The 24018-nt window shown below is 68.6% G+C and carries 22 protein-coding genes and 1 riboswitch; of the genes, 11 read left to right on the plus strand and 11 right to left on the minus strand.

Annotated features, from left to right (window positions below):
* Positions 1-68: 68 nt before the first annotated feature.
* From SPR02S_RS17540 to SPR02S_RS17580, 9 genes are all read left to right on the plus strand, one after another.
* Positions 69-2210, plus strand: a complete 2142-nt coding sequence (locus tag SPR02S_RS17540) for a carbon starvation CstA family protein (RefSeq protein ID WP_019058291.1) — start codon at positions 69-71, stop codon at positions 2208-2210.
* Complete coding sequence (locus SPR02S_RS17545; RefSeq protein ID WP_019058292.1) at positions 2182-2382, plus strand: YbdD/YjiX family protein; 201 nt, start codon at positions 2182-2184, stop codon at positions 2380-2382. Before SPR02S_RS17540 ends, SPR02S_RS17545 begins: the two co-directional genes overlap by 29 nt.
* Before the next feature lie 149 nt (positions 2383-2531).
* Entirely contained in the window at positions 2532-2795 is a 264-nt protein-coding gene (locus SPR02S_RS17550; RefSeq protein WP_026150639.1) for a DUF3311 domain-containing protein, read from the plus strand.
* Positions 2792-4402, plus strand: coding sequence for a monocarboxylate uptake permease MctP (gene mctP / locus SPR02S_RS17555; protein ID WP_019058294.1), 1611 nt, complete (start codon positions 2792-2794; stop codon positions 4400-4402). Before SPR02S_RS17550 ends, mctP begins: the two co-directional genes overlap by 4 nt.
* A gap of 106 nt (positions 4403-4508) precedes the next feature.
* Entirely contained in the window at positions 4509-5015 is a 507-nt protein-coding gene (locus SPR02S_RS17560; protein WP_019058295.1) for a GNAT family N-acetyltransferase, read from the plus strand.
* A gap of 52 nt (positions 5016-5067) precedes the next feature.
* Positions 5068-5191: riboswitch (cobalamin riboswitch) on the plus strand.
* Between the two features lie 125 nt (positions 5192-5316).
* Positions 5317-7761, plus strand: a complete 2445-nt coding sequence (locus SPR02S_RS17565; RefSeq protein WP_026150640.1) for a ribonucleoside-diphosphate reductase subunit alpha — start codon at positions 5317-5319, stop codon at positions 7759-7761.
* Positions 7761-8774, plus strand: coding sequence for a ribonucleotide-diphosphate reductase subunit beta (locus tag SPR02S_RS17570; RefSeq protein ID WP_019058297.1), 1014 nt, complete (start codon positions 7761-7763; stop codon positions 8772-8774). The genes SPR02S_RS17565 and SPR02S_RS17570 overlap by 1 nt, the downstream gene beginning before the upstream one ends.
* Positions 8775-9098: 324 nt before the next feature.
* A complete protein-coding gene (locus SPR02S_RS17575) occupies positions 9099-11183 on the plus strand; it encodes a putative Ig domain-containing protein (RefSeq protein WP_019058298.1) in 2085 nt (694 codons plus the stop codon).
* Between the two features lie 127 nt (positions 11184-11310).
* Positions 11311-11769 (plus strand): hypothetical protein, encoded by a 459-nt coding sequence (locus tag SPR02S_RS17580; RefSeq protein ID WP_019058299.1) that lies wholly within the window; start codon positions 11311-11313, stop codon positions 11767-11769.
* Here SPR02S_RS17580 and SPR02S_RS63145 read toward each other — a convergent pair.
* Entirely contained in the window at positions 11747-11911 is a 165-nt protein-coding gene (locus SPR02S_RS63145; protein ID WP_019058300.1) for a hypothetical protein, read from the minus strand. The two genes, SPR02S_RS17580 and SPR02S_RS63145, sit on opposite strands and share 23 nt — an antisense overlap.
* Before the next feature lie 87 nt (positions 11912-11998).
* Between SPR02S_RS63145 and SPR02S_RS17590 the strand changes: the two genes are divergently transcribed.
* A complete protein-coding gene (locus SPR02S_RS17590; protein WP_026150641.1) occupies positions 11999-12961 on the plus strand; it encodes a GlxA family transcriptional regulator in 963 nt (320 codons plus the stop codon).
* 16 nt (positions 12962-12977) lie between these two features.
* On the opposite strand, the gene SPR02S_RS17595 is transcribed toward SPR02S_RS17590, so the two are convergent.
* The 10 genes from SPR02S_RS17595 to SPR02S_RS17640 form a co-directional block, all read right to left on the minus strand.
* Entirely contained in the window at positions 12978-14348 is a 1371-nt protein-coding gene (locus tag SPR02S_RS17595; protein ID WP_019058302.1) for a bifunctional albaflavenone monooxygenase/terpene synthase, read from the minus strand.
* Positions 14345-15442 (minus strand): epi-isozizaene synthase, encoded by a 1098-nt coding sequence (cyc1, locus tag SPR02S_RS17600; protein WP_026150642.1) that lies wholly within the window; start codon positions 15440-15442, stop codon positions 14345-14347. Before cyc1 ends, SPR02S_RS17595 begins: the two co-directional genes overlap by 4 nt.
* A 297-nt stretch (positions 15443-15739) precedes the next feature.
* Entirely contained in the window at positions 15740-16390 is a 651-nt protein-coding gene (gene def / locus SPR02S_RS17605) for a peptide deformylase (protein ID WP_019058304.1), read from the minus strand.
* A gap of 294 nt (positions 16391-16684) precedes the next feature.
* On the minus strand, positions 16685-17665 hold the full coding sequence (locus tag SPR02S_RS17610) for a tetratricopeptide repeat protein (RefSeq protein ID WP_019058305.1): 981 nt from the start codon (positions 17663-17665) through the stop codon (positions 16685-16687).
* A gap of 104 nt (positions 17666-17769) precedes the next feature.
* Complete coding sequence (locus tag SPR02S_RS17615) at positions 17770-19020, minus strand: HD-GYP domain-containing protein (RefSeq protein ID WP_019058306.1); 1251 nt, start codon at positions 19018-19020, stop codon at positions 17770-17772.
* A gap of 4 nt (positions 19021-19024) precedes the next feature.
* Positions 19025-20332, minus strand: coding sequence for an HD-GYP domain-containing protein (locus SPR02S_RS17620; RefSeq protein ID WP_019058307.1), 1308 nt, complete (start codon positions 20330-20332; stop codon positions 19025-19027).
* Between the two features lie 133 nt (positions 20333-20465).
* Entirely contained in the window at positions 20466-20768 is a 303-nt protein-coding gene (rsrA, locus tag SPR02S_RS17625; protein WP_019058308.1) for a mycothiol system anti-sigma-R factor, read from the minus strand.
* Positions 20765-21448: an RNA polymerase sigma factor SigR gene (gene sigR / locus SPR02S_RS17630; RefSeq protein ID WP_019058309.1), complete on the minus strand. Its 684-nt coding sequence runs from the start codon at positions 21446-21448 to the stop codon at positions 20765-20767. The genes rsrA and sigR overlap by 4 nt, the downstream gene beginning before the upstream one ends.
* Positions 21449-21684: 236 nt before the next feature.
* Positions 21685-22314: an alpha/beta hydrolase family protein gene (locus SPR02S_RS17635; protein ID WP_019058310.1), complete on the minus strand. Its 630-nt coding sequence runs from the start codon at positions 22312-22314 to the stop codon at positions 21685-21687.
* Between the two features lie 19 nt (positions 22315-22333).
* On the minus strand, positions 22334-23149 hold the full coding sequence (locus tag SPR02S_RS17640) for an SOS response-associated peptidase (protein ID WP_026150643.1): 816 nt from the start codon (positions 23147-23149) through the stop codon (positions 22334-22336).
* A 50-nt stretch (positions 23150-23199) separates the two neighbouring features.
* Here SPR02S_RS17640 and SPR02S_RS17645 point away from each other — a divergent pair, with 50 nt between their 5' ends.
* Positions 23200-23922 (plus strand): M50 family metallopeptidase, encoded by a 723-nt coding sequence (locus SPR02S_RS17645; protein WP_019058312.1) that lies wholly within the window; start codon positions 23200-23202, stop codon positions 23920-23922.
* Positions 23923-24018: the final 96 nt, after the last annotated feature.

The following is a 24018-nucleotide window of genomic DNA, read 5'->3' on the forward strand; positions in this document are numbered from 1 at the left end:
GGGACTTACGGAGTTACCCGGGTTGCTCTACGTTCCTCCCGTCGCCGCATGGACGGGAGGACCACCCGGTGCGTACCGCGAACGTCCGAACCATCGTCGTCTGGACCCTCGTCGCGCTCGTCGGCGCGGCGGGCTGGTCCGTACTCGCGCTGGCGCGGGGCGAGAACGTGTCGGCCGCCTGGATGGTCGCCGCCGCGCTCGGCTCGTACGCCATCGCCTACCGCTTCTACGCGAAGTTCATCGTGTACAAGGTGCTCAAGGTCGACGGCACCCGGGCCACCCCGGCCGAACGCCTCGACAACGGCATCGACTACCACCCCACCGACCGCCGCGTGCTGCTGGGCCACCACTTCGCCGCGATCGCCGGCGCGGGCCCGCTCGTCGGACCCGTACTCGCCGCACAGATGGGCTACTTGCCCGGCACGATCTGGATCGTCGTCGGCGTCATCTTCGCGGGCGCGGTCCAGGACATGGTGGTGCTGTTCTTCTCAACCCGCCGCGACGGCAAGTCACTTGGGCAGATGGCCCGCGAGGAGATCGGCCCCTTCGGCGGCGCGGCGGCCCTGCTCGCCACCTTCGCCATCATGATCATCCTGCTCGGCGTGCTGGCCCTGGTCGTCGTGAACGCGCTGGCCTCCTCCCCCTGGGGCACCTTCTCCATCGGCATGACCATCCCAATCGCCCTGCTGATGGGCTTCTACCTACGGGTACTTCGCCCCGGCCGCGTCTCCGAGGTCTCCCTGATCGGTGTGGCCCTGCTGCTGCTCGCCCTGGTCGCGGGCCGCTGGGTCGCCGAGTCGTCCTGGGCCGGCACTTTCACCCTCGCGCCCTCGACGCTGGTGATCTGGCTGGTGGGCTACGGCTTCGTCGCCTCGATCCTCCCCGTCTGGACCCTGCTCGCCCCGCGCGACTACCTCTCCACCTTCATGAAGATCGGCACCATCGCCCTGCTGGCGATCGGCGTCGTGGTCGCCCTGCCCGCCCTGAAGATGCCCGCCGTCACCGACTTCGCCAAGCACGGCAACGGCCCGGTCTTCGCCGGCTCACTCTTCCCCTTCGTCTTCATCACGATCGCCTGCGGCGCCCTGTCCGGCTTCCACTCGCTCATCTCCAGCGGTACGACGCCGAAGATGATCCAGAAGGAAACCCAGATCCGCATGATCGGCTACGGCGCGATGCTGATGGAGTCGTCGGTCGCCGTGATGGCCCTGGTCGCCGCGAGCATCATCGACCCGGGTCTCTACTTCGCGATGAACGCCCCGTCGGGCGCGATCGGCACGACGGTGCAGAACGCCTCGCAGGTGGTGAGCAGTTGGGGCTATCACATCTCCCCCGCCGACCTCGCGCAGGCCGCGAAGAACGTCGACGAGGCGAGTCTGCTGTCCCGCACCGGCGGTGCACCGACCCTCGCGGTCGGCGTCTCGGAGATCTTCTCCAAGGTGACCGGCGGGAGTCTGCGCGCCTTCTGGTACCACTTCGCGATCATGTTCGAGGCGCTGTTCATCCTGACCGCGCTGGACGCGGGCACGCGCGTGGGCCGGTTCATGCTCCAGGACATGCTGGGGAACGTCTACCGGCCGTTCAAGAACGTGAGTTGGAAGCCGGGCCTGGCCCTGACGAGCGCGATCGTGTGCGCACTCTGGGGCTACTTCCTCTGGGTAGGCGTCCACGAACCGCTCGGCGGAATCAACCAGCTCTTCCCGATCTTCGGCATCTCCAACCAGCTCCTCGCGGCCGTCGCCCTGGCCGTCTGCACCACCCTCCTGGTGAAGTCCGGCCGCCTCAAGTGGGCCTGGATCACCGGGATTCCACTCGCTTGGGACGCGACGGTCACCTTGACGGCGAGCTGGCAGAAAGCCTTCTCCAGCGACCCCAAGGTCGGCTTCTTCAAGCAGCGATCCGTCTTCCAGGACGCGATCGACGCGGGCAAGGTCCTGCCGCCCGCCAAGTCCATGGACGACATGCACACCGTCGTCACCAACTCCACGGTGGACGGGGTACTTTCGGCCATTCTCGCGGTGCTGGTCGTGGTCGTCATCGCGGACGCCCTTCGCGTCTGCGTTCGACACATCCGCCGCCCCGCGCTCTCCACGCTGAGCGAGACGCCGTACGTCGAGTCGAACATCGTGGCACCGGCCGGGCTGATCCCGACCCGGGAGGAGAAGGAGGAGGCGACACGGGATGCGGTCGGCGCTCCAGCGGGCGATTAGCGGGGTGCGTTGGTACGTCCGGGAGTTGATGGACGAGTCGGCGTACGACCGCTATGTGGCGCACGTACGCCGGAATCACCCCGACGCGGAGGTCCCGAACCGCCGCGACTTCGAACGCATGCGGACGGACCGCCAGGAGGCCGACCCGCGCCAGGGCTTCCGCTGCTGTTGACCCTGTCCCGGCCTGTCCCTGACACCGATGTCACGCCTTCACGGAATCGACATGCCGATATGCGGACGAGGTCTTCCGCTCGCGCGATGCCGTGACCTAGATTGCCTGCGCATTACACAGGCGATCATCGAAGGTGACGGAGCCGCGATATGTCAGATGTACCGGAAGTCCCGCCCGAAGCGGCAGCACCGGTGGTGACACCGACACGCGTCGTCATCGCCGTCTGCCTGTTCGCACCCTTCGTCGCGCTCCTCTGGGTCAGCTCCTACGCCAAGACGGACCCCACGTTCATCGGCATCCCGTTCTTCTACTGGTACCAGATGCTCTGGGTGCTGATCTCGACGGCGCTGACGATGACCGCCTACAAACTGTGGCAGCGCGACCAGCGGGCCCGCCATGGAGGTAACCGGTGAACGACGGCGTGAACGGCGTCGCCCTCGGCGTCTTCATCTTCTTCTTCCTGGCCGTCACGGTCCTGGGCTTCCTGGCCGCGCGCTGGCGCCGGGCCGACAACGAGCAGAGCCTCGACGAATGGGGCCTGGGCGGACGGTCGTTCGGCACCTGGGTCACCTGGTTCCTGCTCGGCGGCGACCTCTACACGGCGTATACGTTCGTCGCGGTCCCGGCGGCGGTCTACGCGGCGGGCGCGGCCGGCTTCTTCGCGGTGCCCTACACGATCCTCGTGTACCCCCTCATCTTCACGTTCCTGCCCCGCCTCTGGTCGGTGTCGCACAAGCACGGATACGTGACGACGTCCGACTTCGTGCGCGGCCGCTTCGGCTCGAAGGGCCTGTCCCTGGCGGTGGCGGTCACCGGCATCCTCGCGACGATGCCGTACATCGCGCTCCAACTGGTCGGCATCCAGGCCGTGTTGGACGTCATGGGGGTGGGTGGCAGCGCGAGTTCCAACTGGTTCGTGAAGGACCTGCCGCTGCTGATCGCGTTCGCGGTGCTGGCGGCGTACACCTACTCCTCCGGCCTCCGCGCCCCCGCGCTGATCGCGTTCGTGAAGGACGGCCTGATCTACATCGTCATCACGGTGGCGATCATCTACATCCCGATCAAGCTCGGCGGCTTCGACGACATCTTCAGCGCGGCGGGCGCCAAGTTCAAGGCGGCGGGAGCGGGCGGCCTGGTCCCCGCCCCGGCGGGCCAATGGACGTACGCCACACTGGCGTTGGGCTCGGCACTGGCCCTGTTCATGTACCCGCACTCGATCACCGCGACCCTCTCCTCCAAGAGCCGCAACGTGATCCGCCGCAACACCACGATCCTGCCGCTGTATTCACTGATGCTGGGCCTGCTCGCGCTGCTCGGCTTCATGGCGATCGCGGCCGGAGTCAAGGTCACCAACGGCCAGTTGGCGATCCCGCAGCTCTTCGAGAACATGTTCCCGGACTGGTTCGCGGGCGTGGCCTTCGCCGCGATCGGCATCGGCGCCCTCGTCCCGGCCGCGATCATGTCCATCGCGGCGGCGAACCTCTTCACCCGCAACATCTACAAGGACTTCATCAAGCCCGACGCGACCCCGGCCCAGGAGACCAAGGTCTCCAAAATCGTCTCGCTGCTGGTGAAGGTCGGCGCCCTGGCCTTCGTCCTCACCATGGACAAGACGGTCGCCATCAACTTCCAGCTCCTGGGCGGCATCTGGATCCTCCAGACCTTCCCGTCCCTGGTAGGCGGCCTCTTCACCCGCTGGCCCCACCGCTGGGCCCTCCTCACGGGCTGGGCGGCCGGCATGATCTACGGCACCCTCGCGGCCTACGGCGTAGCCTCCCCGACCCAGGACCACTTCGGCGGCTCGTCCAAGGAGATCCCCGGCATCGGCGAGATCGGCTACATCGGCCTGACGGCGTTCGTACTGAACGTCGTAGTGACCGTGGTCCTCACGTTCGCCTTGAAGGCGTTCAAGGCGCCAGAGGGCGTGGACGAAACAAGCCCCGCCGACTACACGGCGGACGCGGGCGACCCGGGCGTAGAGGTGGAGCTGCCTCCGGCGACCGCTGGCGCCGCCCACTGAGCCCACCTAGGGGCGCGGGGAACTGCGCGACCAGCCACGACGAACCCGCAGCGGGCCACCGAAAAGCAAGTTACTCGGCGGCCCGCTGTCGTACACACTCACCCGCATGGACTTCCTCATCCGCCGAGCACTCCCCACCGAATACGAAGACCTCGGCACCCTCACAGCCCACGCGTACCTGGACGACGGCCTACTCGACTACGGCGAGACCGACCCGTACCTCCCCGTGCTCAAGGACGTAGCAAGCCGAGCCGCAGCAGCCGAGGTCCTCGTCGCGGTGGACGGCGACCACCTCCTCGGCGGAGTCACCTTCGTCCAAGGCCCCGGCCCAGTCGCCGACATCGCCCGCCCCGGCGAGGCAGAAATCCGCGCACTGGCAATCACCCGCACCGCCCGAGGCCGAGGCGCCGGCGAGGCCCTCGTCCGCGCCTGCATCGACCGCGCCCGAGCCACAGAAGCCTGCACAACCATCGTCCTGTCGACCCAACGCTCCATGCACGCAGCCCACCGCATCTACGAACGCCTCGGTTTCGTCCGCACCCCCGACCGCGACTGGAATCCCGTGCCACACCTGGACGATCTCACTCTGCTCACCTATCAACTGACGCTCTGAAACCGCCGCGACACAACATCTGGGGTTGCTACGACAGCCCGGCACAAGATGTATGCTCATGCTCGCTGTCGCCGCAGGGGAATCCGGTGCAAATCCGGAACTGTCCCGCAACGGTGTACTTGCGTGCGTATGCACGCATGGTCAGTCCGAGGACCTGCCGACGGCGCGCGTCCGGCCACCCGGCCGGGACGCATGACGTCCGGGCCTCGTGGAGTGGGCCGGTGGACGCGACGCCCCGTGCGCTCGTGTACTGCCGCCTGCCCTCGGCGAGGCCCCGTGCCGAGCGAGGGAGAGCCCCACCGTGACCATCGCGCCAGCAGAGCCGGCATCAGCGACCCAGGTGAACGAGGCGACCGTAGCGACCGCGACCGGGACCGACGTTCCCGGTACGGCCGTTCCCGGAGCGACCGTTCCCGGAGCCGACGGCCCCGGTACCGCGATCCTGCGGACCCTGACCGAGCTGACCGCCGACCTCCCCGACGCCGACCCCGGCCGGGTCGCCGCCGCCACGTTGCGCGGCCGGTCCGCGCACGCGGACGTGGCGGAACTGCGCGAACTGGCCACGGAGGCGGCCGCCGGCCTCATCTCCGAGGACCCCGTCTACTCCCGCCTCGCCGCCCGGCTGCTGACGATCAGCATCGCCGCCGAGGCCGCCTCCCAGGGCGTCACGACGTTCACCGGGTCCGTCGCCGTGGGCCACCGCGAGGGCCTCATCGCGGACCGCACCGCCGAGTTCGCGACGCTGCACGCGGCCCGTCTGGACGCGCTGATCGACACGGAGGCCGACGACCGCTTCGGCTACTTCGGGCTCCGCACCCTGTACAGCCGCTACCTGCTCCGCCACCCGATCACCCGCAAGGTCATCGAGACGCCCCAGCACTTCATGCTGCGCGTGGCGGCCGGCCTGGCCGAGGACGATTCGACCCGCGCCCTGGACGAAGTGGCCGCGCTCTACCGCCTGATGAGCCGCCTGGACTACCTCCCGTCCTCCCCCACGCTCTTCAACTCCGGCACCCGGCACCCCCAGATGTCGTCCTGCTACCTCCTCGACTCCCCGCTGGACGAGTTGGACTCCATCTACGACCGCTACCACCAGGTCGCCCGCCTCTCGAAGCACGCGGGTGGCATCGGACTGTCGTACTCCCGCATCCGCAGCCGCGGTTCGCTGATCCGGGGTACGAACGGGCACTCGAACGGCATCGTCCCGTTCCTGAAGACGCTGGACGCCTCGGTCGCCGCGGTGAACCAGGGCGGCCGGCGCAAGGGTGCCGCCGCGGTGTACCTGGAGACCTGGCACTCCGACATCGAGGAGTTCCTGGAACTGCGGGACAACACCGGTGAGGACGCCCGCCGTACGCACAACCTGAACCTGGCGCACTGGATCCCGGACGAGTTCATGCGCCGGGTGAACGAGAACGGCGACTGGTCGCTCTTCTCCCCCGCCGACGTGCCCGAGCTGGTCGACCTGTGGGGCGCGGAGTTCGACGCCGCGTACCGCAAGGCGGAGGCCGAGGGGCTCGCGCGCAAGACCATCCCGGCCCGTGACCTCTACGGCCGCATGATGCGCACCCTCGCGCAGACCGGCAACGGCTGGATGACCTTCAAGGACGCGGCCAACCGCACCGCCAACCAGACCGCCGAGCCGGGCCACACGGTCCACTCCTCGAACCTCTGCACGGAGATCCTGGAGGTCACGGACGACGGCGAGACGGCGGTCTGCAACCTCGGTTCGGTGAACCTGGGCGCGTTCGTGGACCGAGCGAAGGGTGACATCGACTGGGAGCGGCTGGACGAGACGGTCCGTACGGCCGTCACCTTCCTGGACCGCGTGGTCGACATCAACTTCTACCCGACCGAGCAGGCGGGCCGTTCCAACGCCCGCTGGCGTCCGGTCGGCCTGGGCGCGATGGGTCTCCAGGACGTCTTCTTCAAACTCCGCGTCCCCTTCGACTCCCCGCAGGCCAAGGCCCTCTCCACCCGTATCGCCGAGCGCATCATGCTCGCCGCGTACGAGGCCTCCGCCGAACTCGCCGAGCGCAACGGCCCGTTGCCCGCCTGGGAGAAGACCCGCACCGCCCGCGGCGTCCTGCACCCCGACCACTACGACGTGGAACCGACCTGGCCGGAGCGCTGGTCGGCACTGCGGGAACGTATCGCCCGAACCGGCATGCGCAACAGCCTGTTGCTGGCGATCGCCCCCACGGCCACCATCGCGTCCATCGCGGGCGTGTACGAGTGCATCGAGCCGCAGGTCTCGAACCTCTTCAAGCGCGAGACGCTCTCCGGCGAGTTCCTCCAGGTCAACTCCTACCTGGTCGACGAGTTGAAGCAGCTCGGCGTGTGGGACGCCCGCACCCGTGAGGCCCTGCGCGAGGCCAACGGCTCGGTGCAGGCCTTCAGTTGGATCCCGGAAGACGTGCGCGCCCTGTACCGCACGGCGTGGGAGATCCCGCAGCGCGGCCTGATCGACATGGCCGCCGCCCGCACCCCGTACCTGGACCAGTCCCAGTCCCTGAACCTGTTCCTGGAGACGCCGACGATCGGCAAGCTCTCCTCGATGTACGCGTACGCCTGGAAGCAGGGCCTGAAGACGACGTACTACCTGCGCTCCCGCCCGGCGACCCGCATCGCCCGCGCCGCCCAGGCGCAAGCCCAAACCCCCATCCCCGTACAGCAGTTGACCCCCGACGAAGACGCGGTCGCCTGCTCCCTTGAGAACCCCGAGTCCTGCGAGGCCTGCCAGTAATGAGCTCCACCGAAAAGAACCTCCTCGACCCGGGCTTCGAGCTGACCCTCCGCCCCATGCGCTACCCGGACTTCTACGAGCGCTACCGGGACGCGATCAAGAACACCTGGACCGTCGAGGAGGTCGACCTCCACTCGGACGTCGCCGACCTCGCGAAGCTGACGCCGGGTGAGCAGCACATGATCGGCCGGCTGGTCGCGTTCTTCGCGACGGGCGACTCGATCGTGGCGAACAACCTCGTGCTGACGCTGTACAAGCACATCAACTCCCCCGAGGCGCGGCTGTACTTGAGCCGTCAGCTCTTCGAGGAGGCTGTGCACGTCCAGTTCTACTTGACGCTGCTGGACACCTACCTCCCCGACCCGGCGGACAGGGCCGCCGCCTTCGACGCGGTGGAGAACATCCCCTCCATCCGCGAGAAGGCCGAGTTCTGCTTCAAGTGGATCAACGAGGTAGAGAAGCTGGACAGCCTCCAGACCCAGGCCGACCGCCGCCGCTTCCTCCTCAACCTGATCTGCTTCGCCGCGTGCATCGAGGGGCTTTTCTTCTACGGCGCGTTCGCGTACGTCTACTGGTTCCGCAGCCGAGGCCTCCTGCACGGTCTCGCCACCGGCACCAACTGGGTGTTCCGCGACGAGACCATGCACATGAGCTTCGCCTTCGAGGTGGTCGACACCGTCCGCAAGGAGGAGCCGGAGCTGTTCGACGACCAGCTCCAGCAGGAGGTGACCGACATGCTGCGCGAAGCCGTCGAGGCGGAGCTGCAGTTCGGGCGCGACCTGTGCGGTGAGGGTCTGCCGGGCATGAACACCGACTCGATGCGCCAGTACCTGGAGTGCGTCGCGGACCAGCGCCTCCAGCGGCTGGGCTTCGCCCCGGTCTACGGCTCCGAGAACCCCTTCTCCTTCATGGAGTTGCAGGGCGTCCAGGAGCTGACCAACTTCTTCGAGCGCCGCCCGTCGGCGTACCAGGTGGCCGTGGAGGGCACGGTCGACCTGGACGAGGACTTCTAGGACCCCGCCAGAGGACTCCCCTAGAGAACTCCCGTAGAGGACCCTCGGTCCCCTTTATCTGCCTCTTACTTCGCGGACGGCCCATGGAGCTTCCATGGGCCGTCCATGGAGTTTCTATGGAGCGGCAAAGTTCATGGGGTGCGTCTGTTCGCGGTCTCGTCGCCCCGGCTACGTTCCACCCGTCCTGTTCATGTCATTCATCAGTGGCCCCACAGGACGCTCAAAGTGTCATGCCCATGACGACGTCAACTGCCGCCGCTACGCGCGTCACAGGCCTGCCACCACGCCGAGGAACCCCACTCCCACGATGGAGGCAGTACCCCCATGCGTGAAAAGCCCAGACGGAGTCTGCGAAGACTGCTGACCGCCGCCATCCCCGCCCTCACTCTCAGCGTCTTCGGGCTCGTGGCGGCCTCCCCCGCCGACGCGCAGCCCGCCCCCCAGGCAGCCGTCCAGTCCGCCACGGTCTCCAAGGTCACCCAGAACTCCAAGGCCCTGACCTCCCCCGCGGCCCAGGCCGTCCACTCGACCGGCAAGGCCGGGCAGAAGGTGCCGACCGAGCACCTGTGTGCCGCCGCGGCCCCCGGTTCGGCGTCCTGCTTCGCCCAGCGGCGCACCGACATCAAGCAGCAACTGGCCTCCGCCGTGCACGCGGACGCCGCAGCCGCGGTGTCCGGGCTGAGCCCGGCCAACCTGCACAGCGCGTACGCGCTTCCCTCGACCGGCGGCTCCGGCCTGACGGTCGCGGTGGTCGACGCGTACAACGACCCCAACGCGGCCTCGGACCTGGCCACTTACCGCTCCAACTTCGGTCTGTCGGCCTGCACCGTGGCCAGCGGATGCTTCAAGCAGGTCAGCCAGACCGGCTCGACCACCTCACTGCCGACCAACGACACCGGCTGGGCGGGCGAGGAAGCGCTCGACATCGACATGGTCAGCGCGGTCTGCCCGAACTGCAACATCATCCTGGTCGAGGCCAGTTCGGCGACCGACTCCGACCTCGGCACCGCCGAGAACGAGGCCGTGGCCCTGGGCGCGAAGTTCGTGTCCAACAGCTGGGGCGGCTCCGAGTCCTCCTCGCAGACCAGCGAGGACACCTCGTACTTCAAGCACCCGGGCGTCGCGATCACCGTCTCCTCGGGTGACGAGGGCTACGGCGCCGAGTACCCGGCCACGTCCCAGTACGTGACCGCCGTCGGCGGCACCGCGCTCTCCACGTCCTCCAGCACCCGCGGCTGGACCGAGTCCGTGTGGAAGACAAGCAGCACCGAGGGAACCGGCTCCGGCTGCTCCTCGTACGACGCGAAGCCGAGCTGGCAGACCGACACCGGCTGCACCAAGCGCATGGAGGCCGACGTCTCCGCCGTGGCCGACCCCGCCACCGGCGTGGCCGTCTACGACACCTACGGCGGCTCCGGCTGGGCGGTCTACGGCGGCACCAGCGCCTCGTCCCCGATCATCGCGGGCGTCTACGCGCTGGCCGGCACCCCGGGCTCCAGCGACTACCCGGCGAAGTACCCCTACTCCCACACCAGCAACCTGTACGACGTCACGAGCGGCAACAACGGCACCTGCTCGACGAGTTACTTCTGCACCGCGGGCACCGGCTACGACGGCCCGACCGGCTGGGGCACCCCGGACGGCACCGCCGCCTTCACCTCCGGCACCACCACGGGCAACACGGTGACCGTCACCAACCCGGGCAGCCAGTCCACGGTGACCGGCTCCACGGCCAGCCTGCAGATCTCGGCCACCGACAGCGCGAGCGCGACCCTCACCTACAGCGCGAGCGGGCTGCCGACCGGCCTGTCGATCAGTAGCTCGACCGGGCTGATCTCCGGCACCGCGTCCACCGCCGGCACCTACGCCGTCACGGTGACCGCGACCGACTCCACCGGCGCCTCCGGCTCGGCCTCCTTCACCTGGACGGTCAGCACCTCCGGCGGCGGCAGCTGCACCTCGTCCCAGCTCCTGGGCAACGCGGGCTTCGAGTCCGGGAACACCACCTGGACCGCGACCAGCGGGGTCATCACCAACGACAGCGGTGAGTCGGCACACGCCGGTTCGTACTACGCGTGGCTCGACGGCTACGGCTCGACCCACACCGACACACTGTCCCAGTCGGTGACGATCCCGTCCGGCTGCACGGGCACGACCTTCACCTTCTACCTGCACGTCGACACGGCGGAGACCAGCACCAGCACGGCTTACGACAAGCTGACGGTCACCGCCGGATCGACCACCCTGGCCACCTACTCCAACCTCAACGCGGCCACCGGGTACGTACAGAAGAGCATCAGCCTCTCCGCGTACGCCGGCTCCACCGTGACGCTGAAGTTCAGCGGCGTCGAGGACTCCTCCCTCCAGACCAGCTTCGTCGTCGACGACACCGCGGTGACGACCAGCTGACCCCTTCATGAGCTGGACCCCGGCCGTCTCGCAGCGGCCGGGGTTCTGTCATGTCCACGGATAATTCACAGTTCACGAGGGATCCGGATGCGTCCGTGACACGTCAAAGGGGCAAAGGAGGCCCCCCATGCGCCGATCGATTCTCGGTCCGTCCCTCGCCGTCGCCACCCTGGCGCTCGCCCTCACTGGCTGCGGCGGTACGAAGTCCGACACCGGCAGCGGCAGTGTGTCGCCGTCGTCCTCCCCCACGCCGAGCAAGAGCCGGTCGGCCTGTACGGCGAAGGAGACTCTCGCCGCGACCGACACGAACGGCACGTTCTGTGTGACGACCGGCAACACCGTCCGCATCCTGCTGGACGGGACGACCACCCGCCCCTGGGCGCCGGTCAAGACGGTGGGCAGCGGTTTGAAGGCCACCAACAGCGGGATCCTGATCCGGCCCGGCGACGCGAGCAACGCGTACGAGGCGGTCTCGGCCGGGACTGTGAAGCTCACGTCGTCCCGGCCGCTGTGTGCGACCGCCGCGCACAAGATCTCGTGCAAGGGCATTCAGGAATGGTCGGTCACCGTCGTGGTGTCGAAGTGATCATCCGGTGGGCGGTCCTGATCTGACGGTCGATGCGCCGGTCGTGCGCGATGCCGAGCAGCGACGGGAAGGCCACGGCCACGAGGGCGGCGGCGACGGCGAGAAGGGCGATGAGGTTGTCCACGGCTGCGTTCATGGACATGAGTCTCGTCCTTTTGACTCCTTACCGTGAGTGGCAGGACTGCCGCACACCCTCGATTTACTGCCATTCCGGGGGCACACTGGCAGCATGCTGAGAAACGTGGCCGTGGTCCTGCTCGACGGAGTCGCCCCCTTCGAACTCGGCGTCGTCTGCGAGGTGTTCGGCCTCGACCGCAGCGACGAGGGGCTGCCGGTCTACGACTTCGCCGTCGCCTCGGCCGAGGGGCCGACCCTCACCACCCACGCGGGCTTCTCCCTGACCGTCGACCACGGCCTGGAGCGTCTGGAGAGCGCGGACCTCATCGCCGTACCGGCCGGTGCGACCTACACGGCCCGGGAGTACCCGGAGGAACTCCTCGACGCACTGCGACGGGCCGTGGACCGGGGTGCCCGGGTGCTCAGCGTCTGCTCGGGCGTGTTCGTGCTGGCCGCCGCCGGGCTGCTGGACGGGCGGCGGTGCGCGGTGCACTGGCATCACGCGGAGCTGCTCGCCCGGCGGTATCCGAAGGTCGTCGTGGAACCGGACGTGCTGTACGTCGACGAGGACCCGGTGATCACGTCCGCCGGTACCGCCGCCGGCATCGACGCCTGTCTGCACATCGTGCGCAAGGAGCAGGGGCCGGAGGTCGCCAACGCCATCGCGCGGCGGATGGTCGTACCGCCGCACCGTGACGGCGGCCAGGCCCAGTACATCGAGCGGCCGTTGCCGCGCTCGCAGTGCGACACGGTGGGCGAGGTGCTGGTGTGGATGGCGGAGCACCTCGACCAGGAGGTCACCGTCGAACAGCTCGCCGCCCGTGCCCACATGTCACCGCGCACCTTCGCCCGCCGCTTCCAGCAGGAGACCGGGACCACGCCGTACCGCTGGATCCTGCGTCAACGGGTGCTGCTGGCCCAGCAGTTGCTGGAGGGGACGGACGAGACGATGGACGCGATCGCCTGGCGCGCCGGCTTCGGCACCGCACCCGCCCTGCGCCACCAGTTCGTCCGGGCGCTGGGCACCACCCCGAACGCCTACCGGCGCACGTTCAGGGGCCCGGAAGCCGCCTGAACGTACGCCCGTCACCTCACCTCGGCAGGGGCCTGAGCAGCAGCCGGTGCGGGTGGAGGGTGATGCCGATGCGGGTGGCGTCGTTCGAGCCGGACACCTGCTCGAAGCGGTACCTCGTCGCCACCGCCGCCGTGAGCAGGCTCAGCAGGGCCATCGAGAAGTGGTCGCTGGGACACTTCCGGTTGCCGTTGCTGAACGGGCTCATGGCGAACTTCGGTACGTCCTTGGACCGTTCCGGAAGCCAGCGGTCGGGGTCGAAGTCCTCGTTTCGGTCATACGAACGCGGGTCGCGCTGGATGGCGTAGGGGCTGTAGATGATGTCGGCCCCGGCCGGAATCCGATAGCCGCCCAGTTCGGTGTCGGCGACCGCCCGCCGCGTCAATATCCATACGGCGGGAAGCAGCCGCAGCGTCTCGACGACGACATTGTTCGTGTACGTGAGCTTGCGGACGTCGTCGAATGCCACCGGGCGGCCGCCCGTTACGGATTCAACCTCTTCGCGTACCTTGTCGGCGTGTTCCGGGTGTTCGGTGAGGACCTGGAGCAGCGACATGATCGTGGACGCGATTGTCTCGCTTCCGGGGGTGAGGATCGCGACGACCTGGTCGTGGATCTCCTGTTCCCCGATCGGGTCGCCATTGTCGTCCGTCGCCTCCAGCAAGGCGGTCAGCAAATCGTCCGGCTTTTGACCGGATGCGCGCCGCTCGGCGACGATCTCGTCGACCAGGAGATGCAAATCGGCCAATGCCCGGTTGAATTGGCGGTTGGCCGGGAGGGGCAGCCGGTAGAGCGGTCCGGCCGGTACCACCATCCGCCGGTACATGCCCCGGAAGACGGTGGCGAGCGCGACGCACAGCCGCTCGGCGCGCTCGTCCATGAAGTCGCCGCGCAGCAGACAGCGGGCCGCGATCCGCACGGCGACCCGGAAGGACTCGGAGGTGCAGTCGATCGTCTCGCCGGACTTCCACCGCTCGGTGAGCGCGTGCGCCTCCTCCTCCATGATCGGCCCGTAGCCGGGGATCGCGTCGAGCCGGAACGCGGGCTGGATGATGCGCCGTTGGCGCCGGTGCAGGGACCCGTTGGCGGTGGCCACGCCCTCCTTGCCGAGCAGTCCCTCCAGGGACTCCCACAGCGGGCCCGCGATGATGAACTCGGGGTTCAGCGCCAGGGCGCCGGTGAGGGCGGGCGCGGTGACGGCGTAGACCGTCTTGGGGCCGAGGCGGAGCCTCACGACGTCGCCGTGGTCGCGGAGTTGGGCCATGAAGGCCAGCGGGTCGCGGACCAGCTTCCAGCCGTGGCCGAGAAGCGGGACCCGGCCGCCCGCGACGGGCGGTTCGAGCAGCTCCGGCACCTCGGGTGCCGCGGGCCGCACAGACTCGACGGTCATTTCTCACCTGCCGCTTCGTTGTTGACGTACGGGGGTGTGGACCGGTCGTCCCAGCTGTCGACCATGTAACGGCCGGACTCGTGGTGGAACCAGTAGACGGTGCTGAACCAGTTCCGCATATTGCCGAGGCAGGTCCGTACCGCGGCACTCAATTCCATTCCGCGCACCGTGCCGTCGTCGAGCCGGTCGGCGAGACGTAAGGTGTCCTGTTCCGCGACGAGGAATTCGGCGATGCATTCCTCGACCCGGCGCCTTACTTCAGCGACCGTCTCCTCAAGTGTCAGCCCCTCGTGTGTGATGAGGCTGATTCCGAGATTGTGGACCTCGTCGCCCGCGAGCTCTTTGGGCAACGAGCAGAGGTCGTTGTACCAGGCGGCGAATTCCTGACTGAGCAGTGCCGCCCGGCGATATCCCGGGTGTTTCCTTACGGAGTCCGGGAGTTCGAGTCCCGCGCTCGCCTCCAGCAGATCGGTCCAGATCCAGTGCGCGAAGGTGAGCCGGCGCAGTGCGAGGTATTCCTCGACCGTGGGGACGGTCCCCTCGGTGCGGTTGCGGAATTCACGGTCGTAGGCCTCGATGACCGCGTGGAAATGCCGGGCGAACCGCGCGTTCCAGGTGTCGGGCAGGAACGAGTAGATCCGCATCATGCTGTCGGCGAACCCGACGACCAGGGGATCCGGGTGGAGCAGATGGTGCCGTGGTGAATCCAGTGCCGCGTGCAACCGGAACCTCAACCGCCGCCAGGCGTCGGGGCGTTGGTGCACGATGTCCCGGTCGTGGCGGTCGTCCCAGACGAAGAACCACGCGCTGTAGTCCGCTATCGCCTGGAGCACCTCGTCCGGTGCGCCCAGGTAATACCCGGCCATCAGGTCCGTGTAGCAAAGACCGTCGGCATATTCTCTTACCTTGTCCCCCGACATGAGGCGCTTTTCCAGCAGCCAGACACGTGTCTTCTCCTGGAGCCTCGGCCAATACGGATGCAGTTGCCGGGGAAACGCCGTCTCGATCACCGGGAGAGAGAGCGACGGTGGAACCGCGATCGCCGTCGTTACCGTTGCCGTTGCCGATGTGGTGCTGTGTGAGAAAGCAGGCACGAACAAACCCCTCTCAGCCGCCAGTTGCGTACGCCCCTCCCGCTGTGCCGGGCGTGCGCCGTTGCGTATCCCCGCACTTACTATTCAGCACCACAACTGACCGTTCTGGGAACGGATTTGCTCCCTTCACTACCCCCAAGCGCCGAGAATCCCCCCTTGTGTGACCGATTCTGGATCACTACACGAGCGAAAACGATCGAATGTGCGAGGGACAGACGAACGGCGCCTGGTCAGGGAGTTGCACCTGAACAGACGCCGTACGTAAGGGAGATGTGTCGACCGCTGGGGTCGGCCGGATCAGTCGTTGGCGACCACGGGGTAACGGGGCTCGTTCTCGGCCATCTGCCGCAGCGCGTCCTTGCGGTCGCGCTTGGAGAGCCGGTCGATGTACAGGTAGCCGTAGAGGTGATCGGTCTCGTGCTGCAAACACCGAGCGAAGTACCCGGTGCCTCGAACCTTGATCGGGTTGCCGCGCTCGTCCTGCCCGGTCACCTCGGCGTAGTCGGGCCGCGCGAGCGGCGCATACGCGGTGGGCACCGACAAGCACCCCTCATTGCTCTCGTCGAGATGCCGCTTGTCGGCAGGCAGGTCGACCAACTTCGGATTGCAGACGACACCGACGTGCCGCTTGCCCTCGTCGTCCATGCAGTCGTAGACGAAGACCTTCAGGTCGACGCCGACCTGGTTGGCGGCGAGACCGACGCCCTCGGCGGTGCGCTGCGAGGCGAACATGTCCGCCACCAGCGTCTCCAGCTCCGCGCCGAAGTCGGTGACGTCCTTGCACTCCTTGTGCAGCACCGGATTCCCGACGACCGTGATGGCCCGCGAACTCCCCCGCTCCCGCCAGGCCGCCTCACGCTCCTCGGTCCCCTCGGTGTCGACGACAAACCCCTCGTCATCCACGGGGAGCACGCCCACGTGCTGCTGATCGGTGTCCTGCTGCGCCATGCCGACGAACGCCTTCCTAAAGCCAAGAGGGGGGAGAAGTTGCTGATACAGGGTACGTGGAGTTCTTCGAGGGGCGCGGGGCTGCGTCAACGGGCGGCTCCGCCAGCGACAACGCCCGTCTTTAAGGGCTGCGGGGCTGTGCCAATGTGCGGCTCCCCCGCGCGAGCGCGCCCGGTCTTTTAGGGGCACGGGGCTGTGCCAATGTGCGGCTCCGCCGCGCGAGCGCGCCCGGTCTTTTAGGGGCGCGGGGAACTGCGCGACCAGCCACAACGGACCCGCACCCGACCACCGACCTCAGCAGACCTCTTCCAAGTCCCGCCAGTCCCGAGAGTCAGGGCTATCGGCAACCCACCCGTCCAACAACCCCCGAACAAGCGACGCCGGCGCAGCCAACCCACACTCCCGCTCAGGCACCCACAACTGCCCATCCGTCCGATGCCCCAGCGGCCCAGGATGCCCCGGCTCACTGTGATCATGCGGATCAAGATGCTCCCCATCACCCTCATCAGAAGGCATCCGGGACTCAGAACACATCCGACAGAGCAACCGCACGGAAGACGACCAGTCCTCCGCCGCAAACCCCGCATCCGCCGCCAACTGCTCCAACGCATCCCGATCAGCCTCGGCAGCAGCCTCCAGCAGCACGACCCACGTAGGCACAGGAGACGGCGCCCACAACTCGATCTCGTCGAAGACGGGATACGAGTGCCCGGCGGCAGTCGTCCGCTCCCCGTGCGGCACCCCGTCGTGGAGCACAACCTCACCCCACCGCCGCCCGGACGAGGGAAGCGGAATAGAAAGCACCTCGATACGGGCGGGATCCAGCCGCCGCCCCCACACCACCTCGGCCTCACCTTCCGGAGACAGCCGTACAGCCGCACTGCCGAGATCCATCCCGGCCGGCTCACCCGCCCCGGTGACCCCACCCGGTACCCGCAGCCCGTACGCCTGCCAGGCCCGCCGAGCCAGCGGCCAGTCCTGGAGCCCGGTGGCCGCGATACCCACGTTCCACCAGTCAGGCGCGCCGGCCTCCCGGTCGAGCAGCGCGACGGCCCGCAGCCCGGCCGCCCGCGCCTGCTCCCAGTCGTGCCGGAACTTGTGCAGCAGGGCGAGATTGAACCAGGACTCGGACAGCCAGGGCTCCAGATCGGCGGCCCGCGTCAGCAGCGCGCCCGCGTCCTCGTACCGACCGTCGCCGATCAGCGTGAACGCGCGGTCTGTGGCCTGCCGCCAAGAGGCGGAGGGCCGGTGCCGTCCCTTGCCGAAGATCCTCACGATTCCCGCCTGCCAGTTCCGTTCGTTGGGCTGGCTGTGCCCCCGGACACCCTCTTCTTCGCATCCAACCACGTACGGCTGGGAGGGCGCTCATTACCCATGGGTTACCCAGCCGAAGGCAAGGTCAGACAGTCCCGGGACAGTACCCGGGCCAGTGCTTCCACGACCTCGGGAGCGTAGTCCCCGGCGGTCCCCAGGCGCAGCTCCTCCAGCGCCTGAAGAGGCCCGCCGGGGCCGCCTGCCCGGGTTTTCTCCTCGTACGCGTTCACGGCCCGGACGATCCGCGCGGACACCGGCTGCTCCCGGCACGGGTCGGCCTGCCGCTCCACGACGGCCGCCACCTGAGGACTCACCCCGGTCTGCCGTACGACGGCCCCGCCGAGCAGCGCTATCCGCCGCTGCTCCTCCGGCGGGAGTACGGCGGTGGCGCCGGCCGGTACCGGGTCGACGAGGCTGAGCTGGCCGATGTCGTGCATCAGGGCGGCGTACTCCAGGACGGTGAGGTCGGGTTCGGACAGCCCCAGGTCCCGCCCGACCGCCTGACACAGCGCGGCGACCCGGCGGGCGTGCCCGGCAGGCGTGTATCCGGCGATCTCGGTGGACCGGGCGAGGGAGGCGATGGTCTGCCGGTAGGTGTCCCGTACGGCCGCGTACCGCCGGAAGGACAGCTGGGTCAGCAGCAGCGGCAGCGAGAACACGGGCAGCGCCCACAGCCCCACAACGGCGACCGCGAGCGCCATCACCGCGCCGGTCGCGCACACGGCGGACCCGACCCCGAGCATCCCCCGCAGCTCGTCCCGCAGCAGCGGCCCGAACGGCCACCGGGTCCGCGAGTGCGCGAGCGCGGCGGCGAGCACGGCGTCGCAGAGCGCGGTGAGGGAGAGCAGCGCGAGGAGGAGCAGGGCGTAGGCGGGGCCGCCCCAGTGCCGGAACACGCCCTGGTTGTACAGGGGTTGGAAGCAGACGGCCGCGAAACCGACGGTCAGGATGCGGCGGGCCATGTGGTCGGGGGTACGGCTGTGGCCGCGCGCGATGTGCGGGACGCAGCCGACGAGGGCGGCGGCGACCACTACAGCGACGGTCTGGAAGACGCCGTGGTGGGTGGAGTGGCCGGCGTCGGCGCCGAGGAGGGCGTAGGAGAGGGCGCCTGCGGCGCCGAGGGGGGCGGTTTCGCGGAGGCCGGTGGTGCCGTTCCAGCGGCTCAACTCCCCTACCGCGACGAGGACTCCGAAGGCGAGGGCGACTCCGGGTTCTTCGAGGCCGGTCCAGAGGGTGAGGGCGAGGGAGGTGGTGGCGAGGAGGGCGGCGGAGGTGTGGATGGCGGCGAGGATGAGAGGGGGGCGAGGCAAAGGCATTTCGTCAACCCCTCATCCCAGTGGAAACGGTCGGGCTGGGTGGGAAAACAATGGACGACTGGACCTCGTCAGCGGTCACCGCCGGATGCCACCCACACCGCCCCAGCGCCCGCACCAACGCCCGAACCATCAACGGGTCGAACTGCGTACCGGCACAGCGCGACAACTCCTCCAGCGCGACAGACACCGGCCGAGCGCGACGGTAGGACCGGGTAGACGTCATCGCGTCGAAGGCATCGGCGACGGCAACTACCCGTGCAGACTCCGGGATCTGACTCCCCAACAGCCCGTACGGATACCCACTCCCGTCCAACCGTTCGTGATGGTGCAGGACCGCCGCACGAGCCTCCCCCAGGAAACCAATGCCGCGCACCATCTCGTGCCCGTACTCGGGATGCAGTTCGATCACCCGCCGCTCCTCGGGAGTCAGCGGCCCGTCCTTGCGCAGCAAGCGCGTAGGGACGCCCAGCTTCCCGACGTCGTGCAGGATCCCGGCGAAGCGGAGCACTTCCACCCGGGAATCGTCCATGCCCAGTTCCCGCGCGATCATCATCGAGGCCTGCCCGACCCGCTCACTGTGCCCGCGGGTGTACCCGTCCTTGATGTCGACGGCCTGGACAAGGGCACGGATCGTGGCCTGATGCGCGGCACGCTCCTGGTGGTACTGGGCGAACACCCACCAGGACACCCCCATCGGCAACAGCACGAGCAGCGCGGCGACGGGGCCGTAGGGACTGCGCCACAGGACGGCCATCATCAGCCCGGCGAGCCCGTGCACGCCGATGGGCGCCAGGGACCGTAGGAACAGCCCTCGCCAGGCCCGGCGTACGGGCACCCGCTCGGCCAGCGCGAGGATCCCGCCGTCGAGCGCGGTGAGGACCAGGCAGAAGGCGAGGACGGCGGCCAGGGCGGGCACCAGCGCGTACGGGAAGTCGGAGGCGACGACGGCGTTCCGCCCGCCCAGCGCCCAGTGCACACGCGCCGCCGCCCACACGCCCAGCGCGAGCTGCGCGGCCCGCCAGCCGCGCCGCAGCCAGGGCGAGCCCTGCTCGACGTGGGAGAACAGCGCCCCCGGCAGCGGTACGAGCGCGGCGGCGGGCGGTGGGAGGAGAAAGGCCGCGGCGAGCAGCACCGGGTAGAAGGTGCCCGCGAACCGGCGCCGGGCGACCTGCTCGCAGCCGGCGTAGAGCGCGGCCAACAGCGCGACCGCCCACCAGGGTGTGTGGACGGTCGGCAGCGGAAGCAGACACCACAGGGCGCCGGCGACGGCACAGACGACGTACGCACGTGCCCGTGCCGGTGTCGCCTCCATGGCTGCTGCCCTTCCCCCGACCATGCCTGTCCAGGCCGAGGAGCCTAGGGCGGTCGGGGGAGGGACGCGGGCGTATCACCCGCGGATTAGCACGTTCGAGTGACGACAGTCCGTTCAGGACTCCTGCGGAGAGTCAGGACTCTTGAGGAGAGGCCGCCACGTCATGCTCGGGCACGGCCTGTCCGGACCGGATCATCTCCAGGCGTCCCATCACCTTGGAGCGCAGATCCGACGGCACGTCGTCCTGCCCGCAGCACCGCTTGACGAGCTTCTTCACGGCCTGCTCCAGGCCGTACTTCTCCAGGCACGGCGAGCATTCCTCGAAGTGCACCTCGAACTTGGTGCAGTCCGCGTCCGGCATCTCTCTGTCGAGGAACTCGTAGAGATGGTCGAGGACCTCACTGCAGTCCGTTTCGTGCGGCTCTCCGCAGCTCATGAGCCCGAGCCTTTCGCTTCGTTCGACTCTCCGGCACCGGCCGGGACCAGTCCGCGGTCACGCGCGTAGTCCTCGAGCATGCCGCGCAGTTGACGGCGGCCCCGGTGCAGCCGGGACATCACCGTACCGATGGGTGTCCCCATGATGTCCGCGATCTCCTTGTACGCAAAGCCCTCGACGTCCGCGAGATAGACGGCGATGCGGAATTCCTCGGGGATCGCCTGGAGCGCTTCCTTCACGTCCGAGTCGGGCAGGTGGTCGAGCGCCTGCGACTCGGCGGAGCGCAGACCCGTCGACATGTGCGACTCGGCACGGGCGAGCTGCCAGTCCTCGATCTCCTCGGCCGCGGAGCGCTGGGGTTCACGCTGCTTCTTGCGGTACGAGTTGATGAACGTGTTGGTGAGAATCCGGTACAGCCACGCCTTGAGGTTGGTGCCCTCGCGGAACTGGTGGAAGGACGCGTACGCCTTCGCGTACGTCTCCTGCACCAGGTCCTCGGCGTCGGCCGGGTTCCGCGTCATGCGCAGCGCGGCCGAGTACATCTGGTCGAGGAATTCGAGCGCGTCCCGTTCGAAGCGCGCACTGCGCTCCGTCGTGGACTCCGTGCTCGTGCCCTGGCCCTCGGGCTGCTCCGCCTGGCCGTGTTCGGTCCCTGCGTCGGTACCGGGAACCGGACCCACCTCCTCAAGACTCCGGGCAGCATCGAAGCCGATGCCACCAGAATCGGAGGATAGACGACGATCCGGTCCGCCCGCCGCCCCAATAGGGGTGGCCTTGGTCGCGTGCAGCACCGACCAGTCCAGGTCGGAGCGGCTGCTACGGGCCGGGCAGAAGGTCGAACCCATGCGGCGGACTTCCTTTCTACGACTCTCTATGTCCGCCTCAACAGTGGTAAGGGTCCCGGCATTCCCGCCCTTTACCCAAGTGTTCGAGTCCACTCCACCACGCGCCCCGCGATGATCTCCAGGGCCGCCTCCTGCCCGATCTCCGCCCGCTTCGGCACCGCGAACCCATGATCGCCGTACGGCACCTCGACCAGCTCGAAGTCCCCCTCGGGGAACTCCGCCGGCTTCCCGAAGGGATCGTTCCCGCCCTGCACGACGAGCGTGGGCACCCCGGCGCCCAGCAGTTCGTCGGCCCGTGACTTCTCGGGCTTGCCGGGCGGATGCAGCGGAAAACTCAGCGCGAGAACGGCGGCGGCACCCAGCTCCGTAGCCGTACGACAGGCCACGCGGGCCCCGGCGCTACGGCCCCCGGAGATCACCGGCAGCCCCGGCTTCGCGACGGCCGCCCAGATCCCCCGCCATCCCACGTCCAGCGTCTTCGGCGCGGGCGCCACCTTCTTCCCGGCGACCCGCCACGGCTGCTCGACCAGGGCCACGCTCACCCCGTGCCCGGGAAGCACGGCGGCAAGGGCCTGCAGATCCCGGGCGTCGACACCGCCACCGGCGCCATGGCTGACGGCGAGGACGAGCCGCGCCTTCTTGGCCGTGTGCCAGGTGACGCGGGCGGTCCCCGCGTCGGTCTCGATGGTCTCTGTAGTCACGCCTGTCGCATCCGTCACATCAGAAGAGTGTGCCCTCCTCGGGCCCCTCCAGCTCCTTCAGCAGCTCCGGCCCGTTGTTGCGGACGTTGCTGACGGCCGTGGACACCGGGTACGCGCGCATCAGCCCGGCCGGCGGCGGGTCGAGCAGCTCGCGCAGGTCGTCCGGGTCGGTGCGGGAGGGGTCGAGCCAGGAGTCCCAGCGGTCCGGGGTGAGCATCAGCGGCATCCGGGGATGGATGTCGGCCAGCGCGTGCGGCCCGTCGTCCGGGGCGATCGCCAGCGGGGTCGTCTCCGCCTCGGTCGTGATCACCGAGCAGGTGACCCACCAGGCCAGCGGGTGGTCGTCGGGCAGAGTCCGGTCCCGCCAGAACTCGTACAGCCCGGCCATCGCGAACACCGACCCGTCGGCGGGCAGCACGAAGTACGGCTGCTTGCGCTGCCGCTTCTTCTTGCCCTCGACCTCCAACTCCCGCTCGTCCTTGGCGGTGACCCACTCGTAGTAGCCGTCGGCGGGGATGATGCAGCGCCGGGTGGAGAAGGCGCGACGGTACGAAGGCTTCTCGTGCACGGTCTCCGCGCGGGCGTTGATCATCCGTGCCCCGCCCTCGGGGGTCTTCGACCAGCTCGGCACGAGTCCCCACTTGAGCCGACGCAGCTGGCGAACCGGCTTCGGGCTGTCCGCGTCCTTAAGTGGACGGTCGAGGACTGCATAGACCTCTTTGGTCGGGGCCACGTTGTAGTCGGGGGCCAAAGCCTCCTCGGGCTCCCACTTCTCGATCTCAAAGACTCCTGCGAGATCCTCGGGCCCACGACTCGCTGCATACCGTCCGCACATACGTGCCACACTGCCAGATTCGACGACACCCACGGGAGCCTCCGCCACCAATGGACAGCACCGCAATCGCCTCGATACCCACCCTCTGGGACGAGGTCTTCGGCAACCAGCCGGACCCCGACCTGTGGGTGGTGATCGCCACCATGGCCGCCGCCCTGGCCGTGGTGGTCCCACACAGCCTGTGGCGCCTCTCCCGCAATGCCATCACCATCGCCCACGAGGGCGGCCACGGCCTGGTGGCCCTGCTCACCGGCCGCACCCTCACCGGCATCCGCCTGCACTCCGACACCAGCGGCCTCACGGTCAGCCGCGGCAAGCCGCACGGCCTCGGCATGATCCTCACAGCAGCCGCCGGCTACACCGCTCCCCCACTCCTGGGCCTGGGCGGCGCGGCCCTCCTGGGCGCCGGCCACATCACCCTCCTCCTGTGGCTGTCGACCCTGTTGCTGATAGCCATGCTGGTAATGATCCGCAACGCCTACGGCGCCCTCACGGTCATCCTCAGCGGAGCAGCCTTCCTCCTCGTCTCCTGGCTGACGGGCCCCCAGGTGCAGGCGGCTTTCGCGTACGCGGTGGTGTGGTTCCTGTTGTTGGGAGGCGTACGCCCCGCGTTCGAGCTCCAGGCGAAGAGGTCAAGGGGCGGAGCGGGCGACTCGGACGCAGACCAGTTGGCGCGCCTGACGCACGTACCGGCAGGGTTGTGGCTGTTCCTCTTCCACTTGGTGTCACTGTGCTCGCTGATAGGCGGGGGACGCTGGCTGCTTGAGCTGTGACAAAGCCCCGAAGGGGCGAGTCACTAGGGGCGCGGGGCTGTATCTATTTGCGGCTCCGCCGCGCGGGCGCGACCAGCCACGACGGCGCAGCACCCG

This window comes from Streptomyces prunicolor NBRC 13075, assembly GCF_000367365.1.
Classification (GTDB): Bacteria; Actinomycetota; Actinomycetes; order Streptomycetales; family Streptomycetaceae; genus Streptomyces; species Streptomyces prunicolor.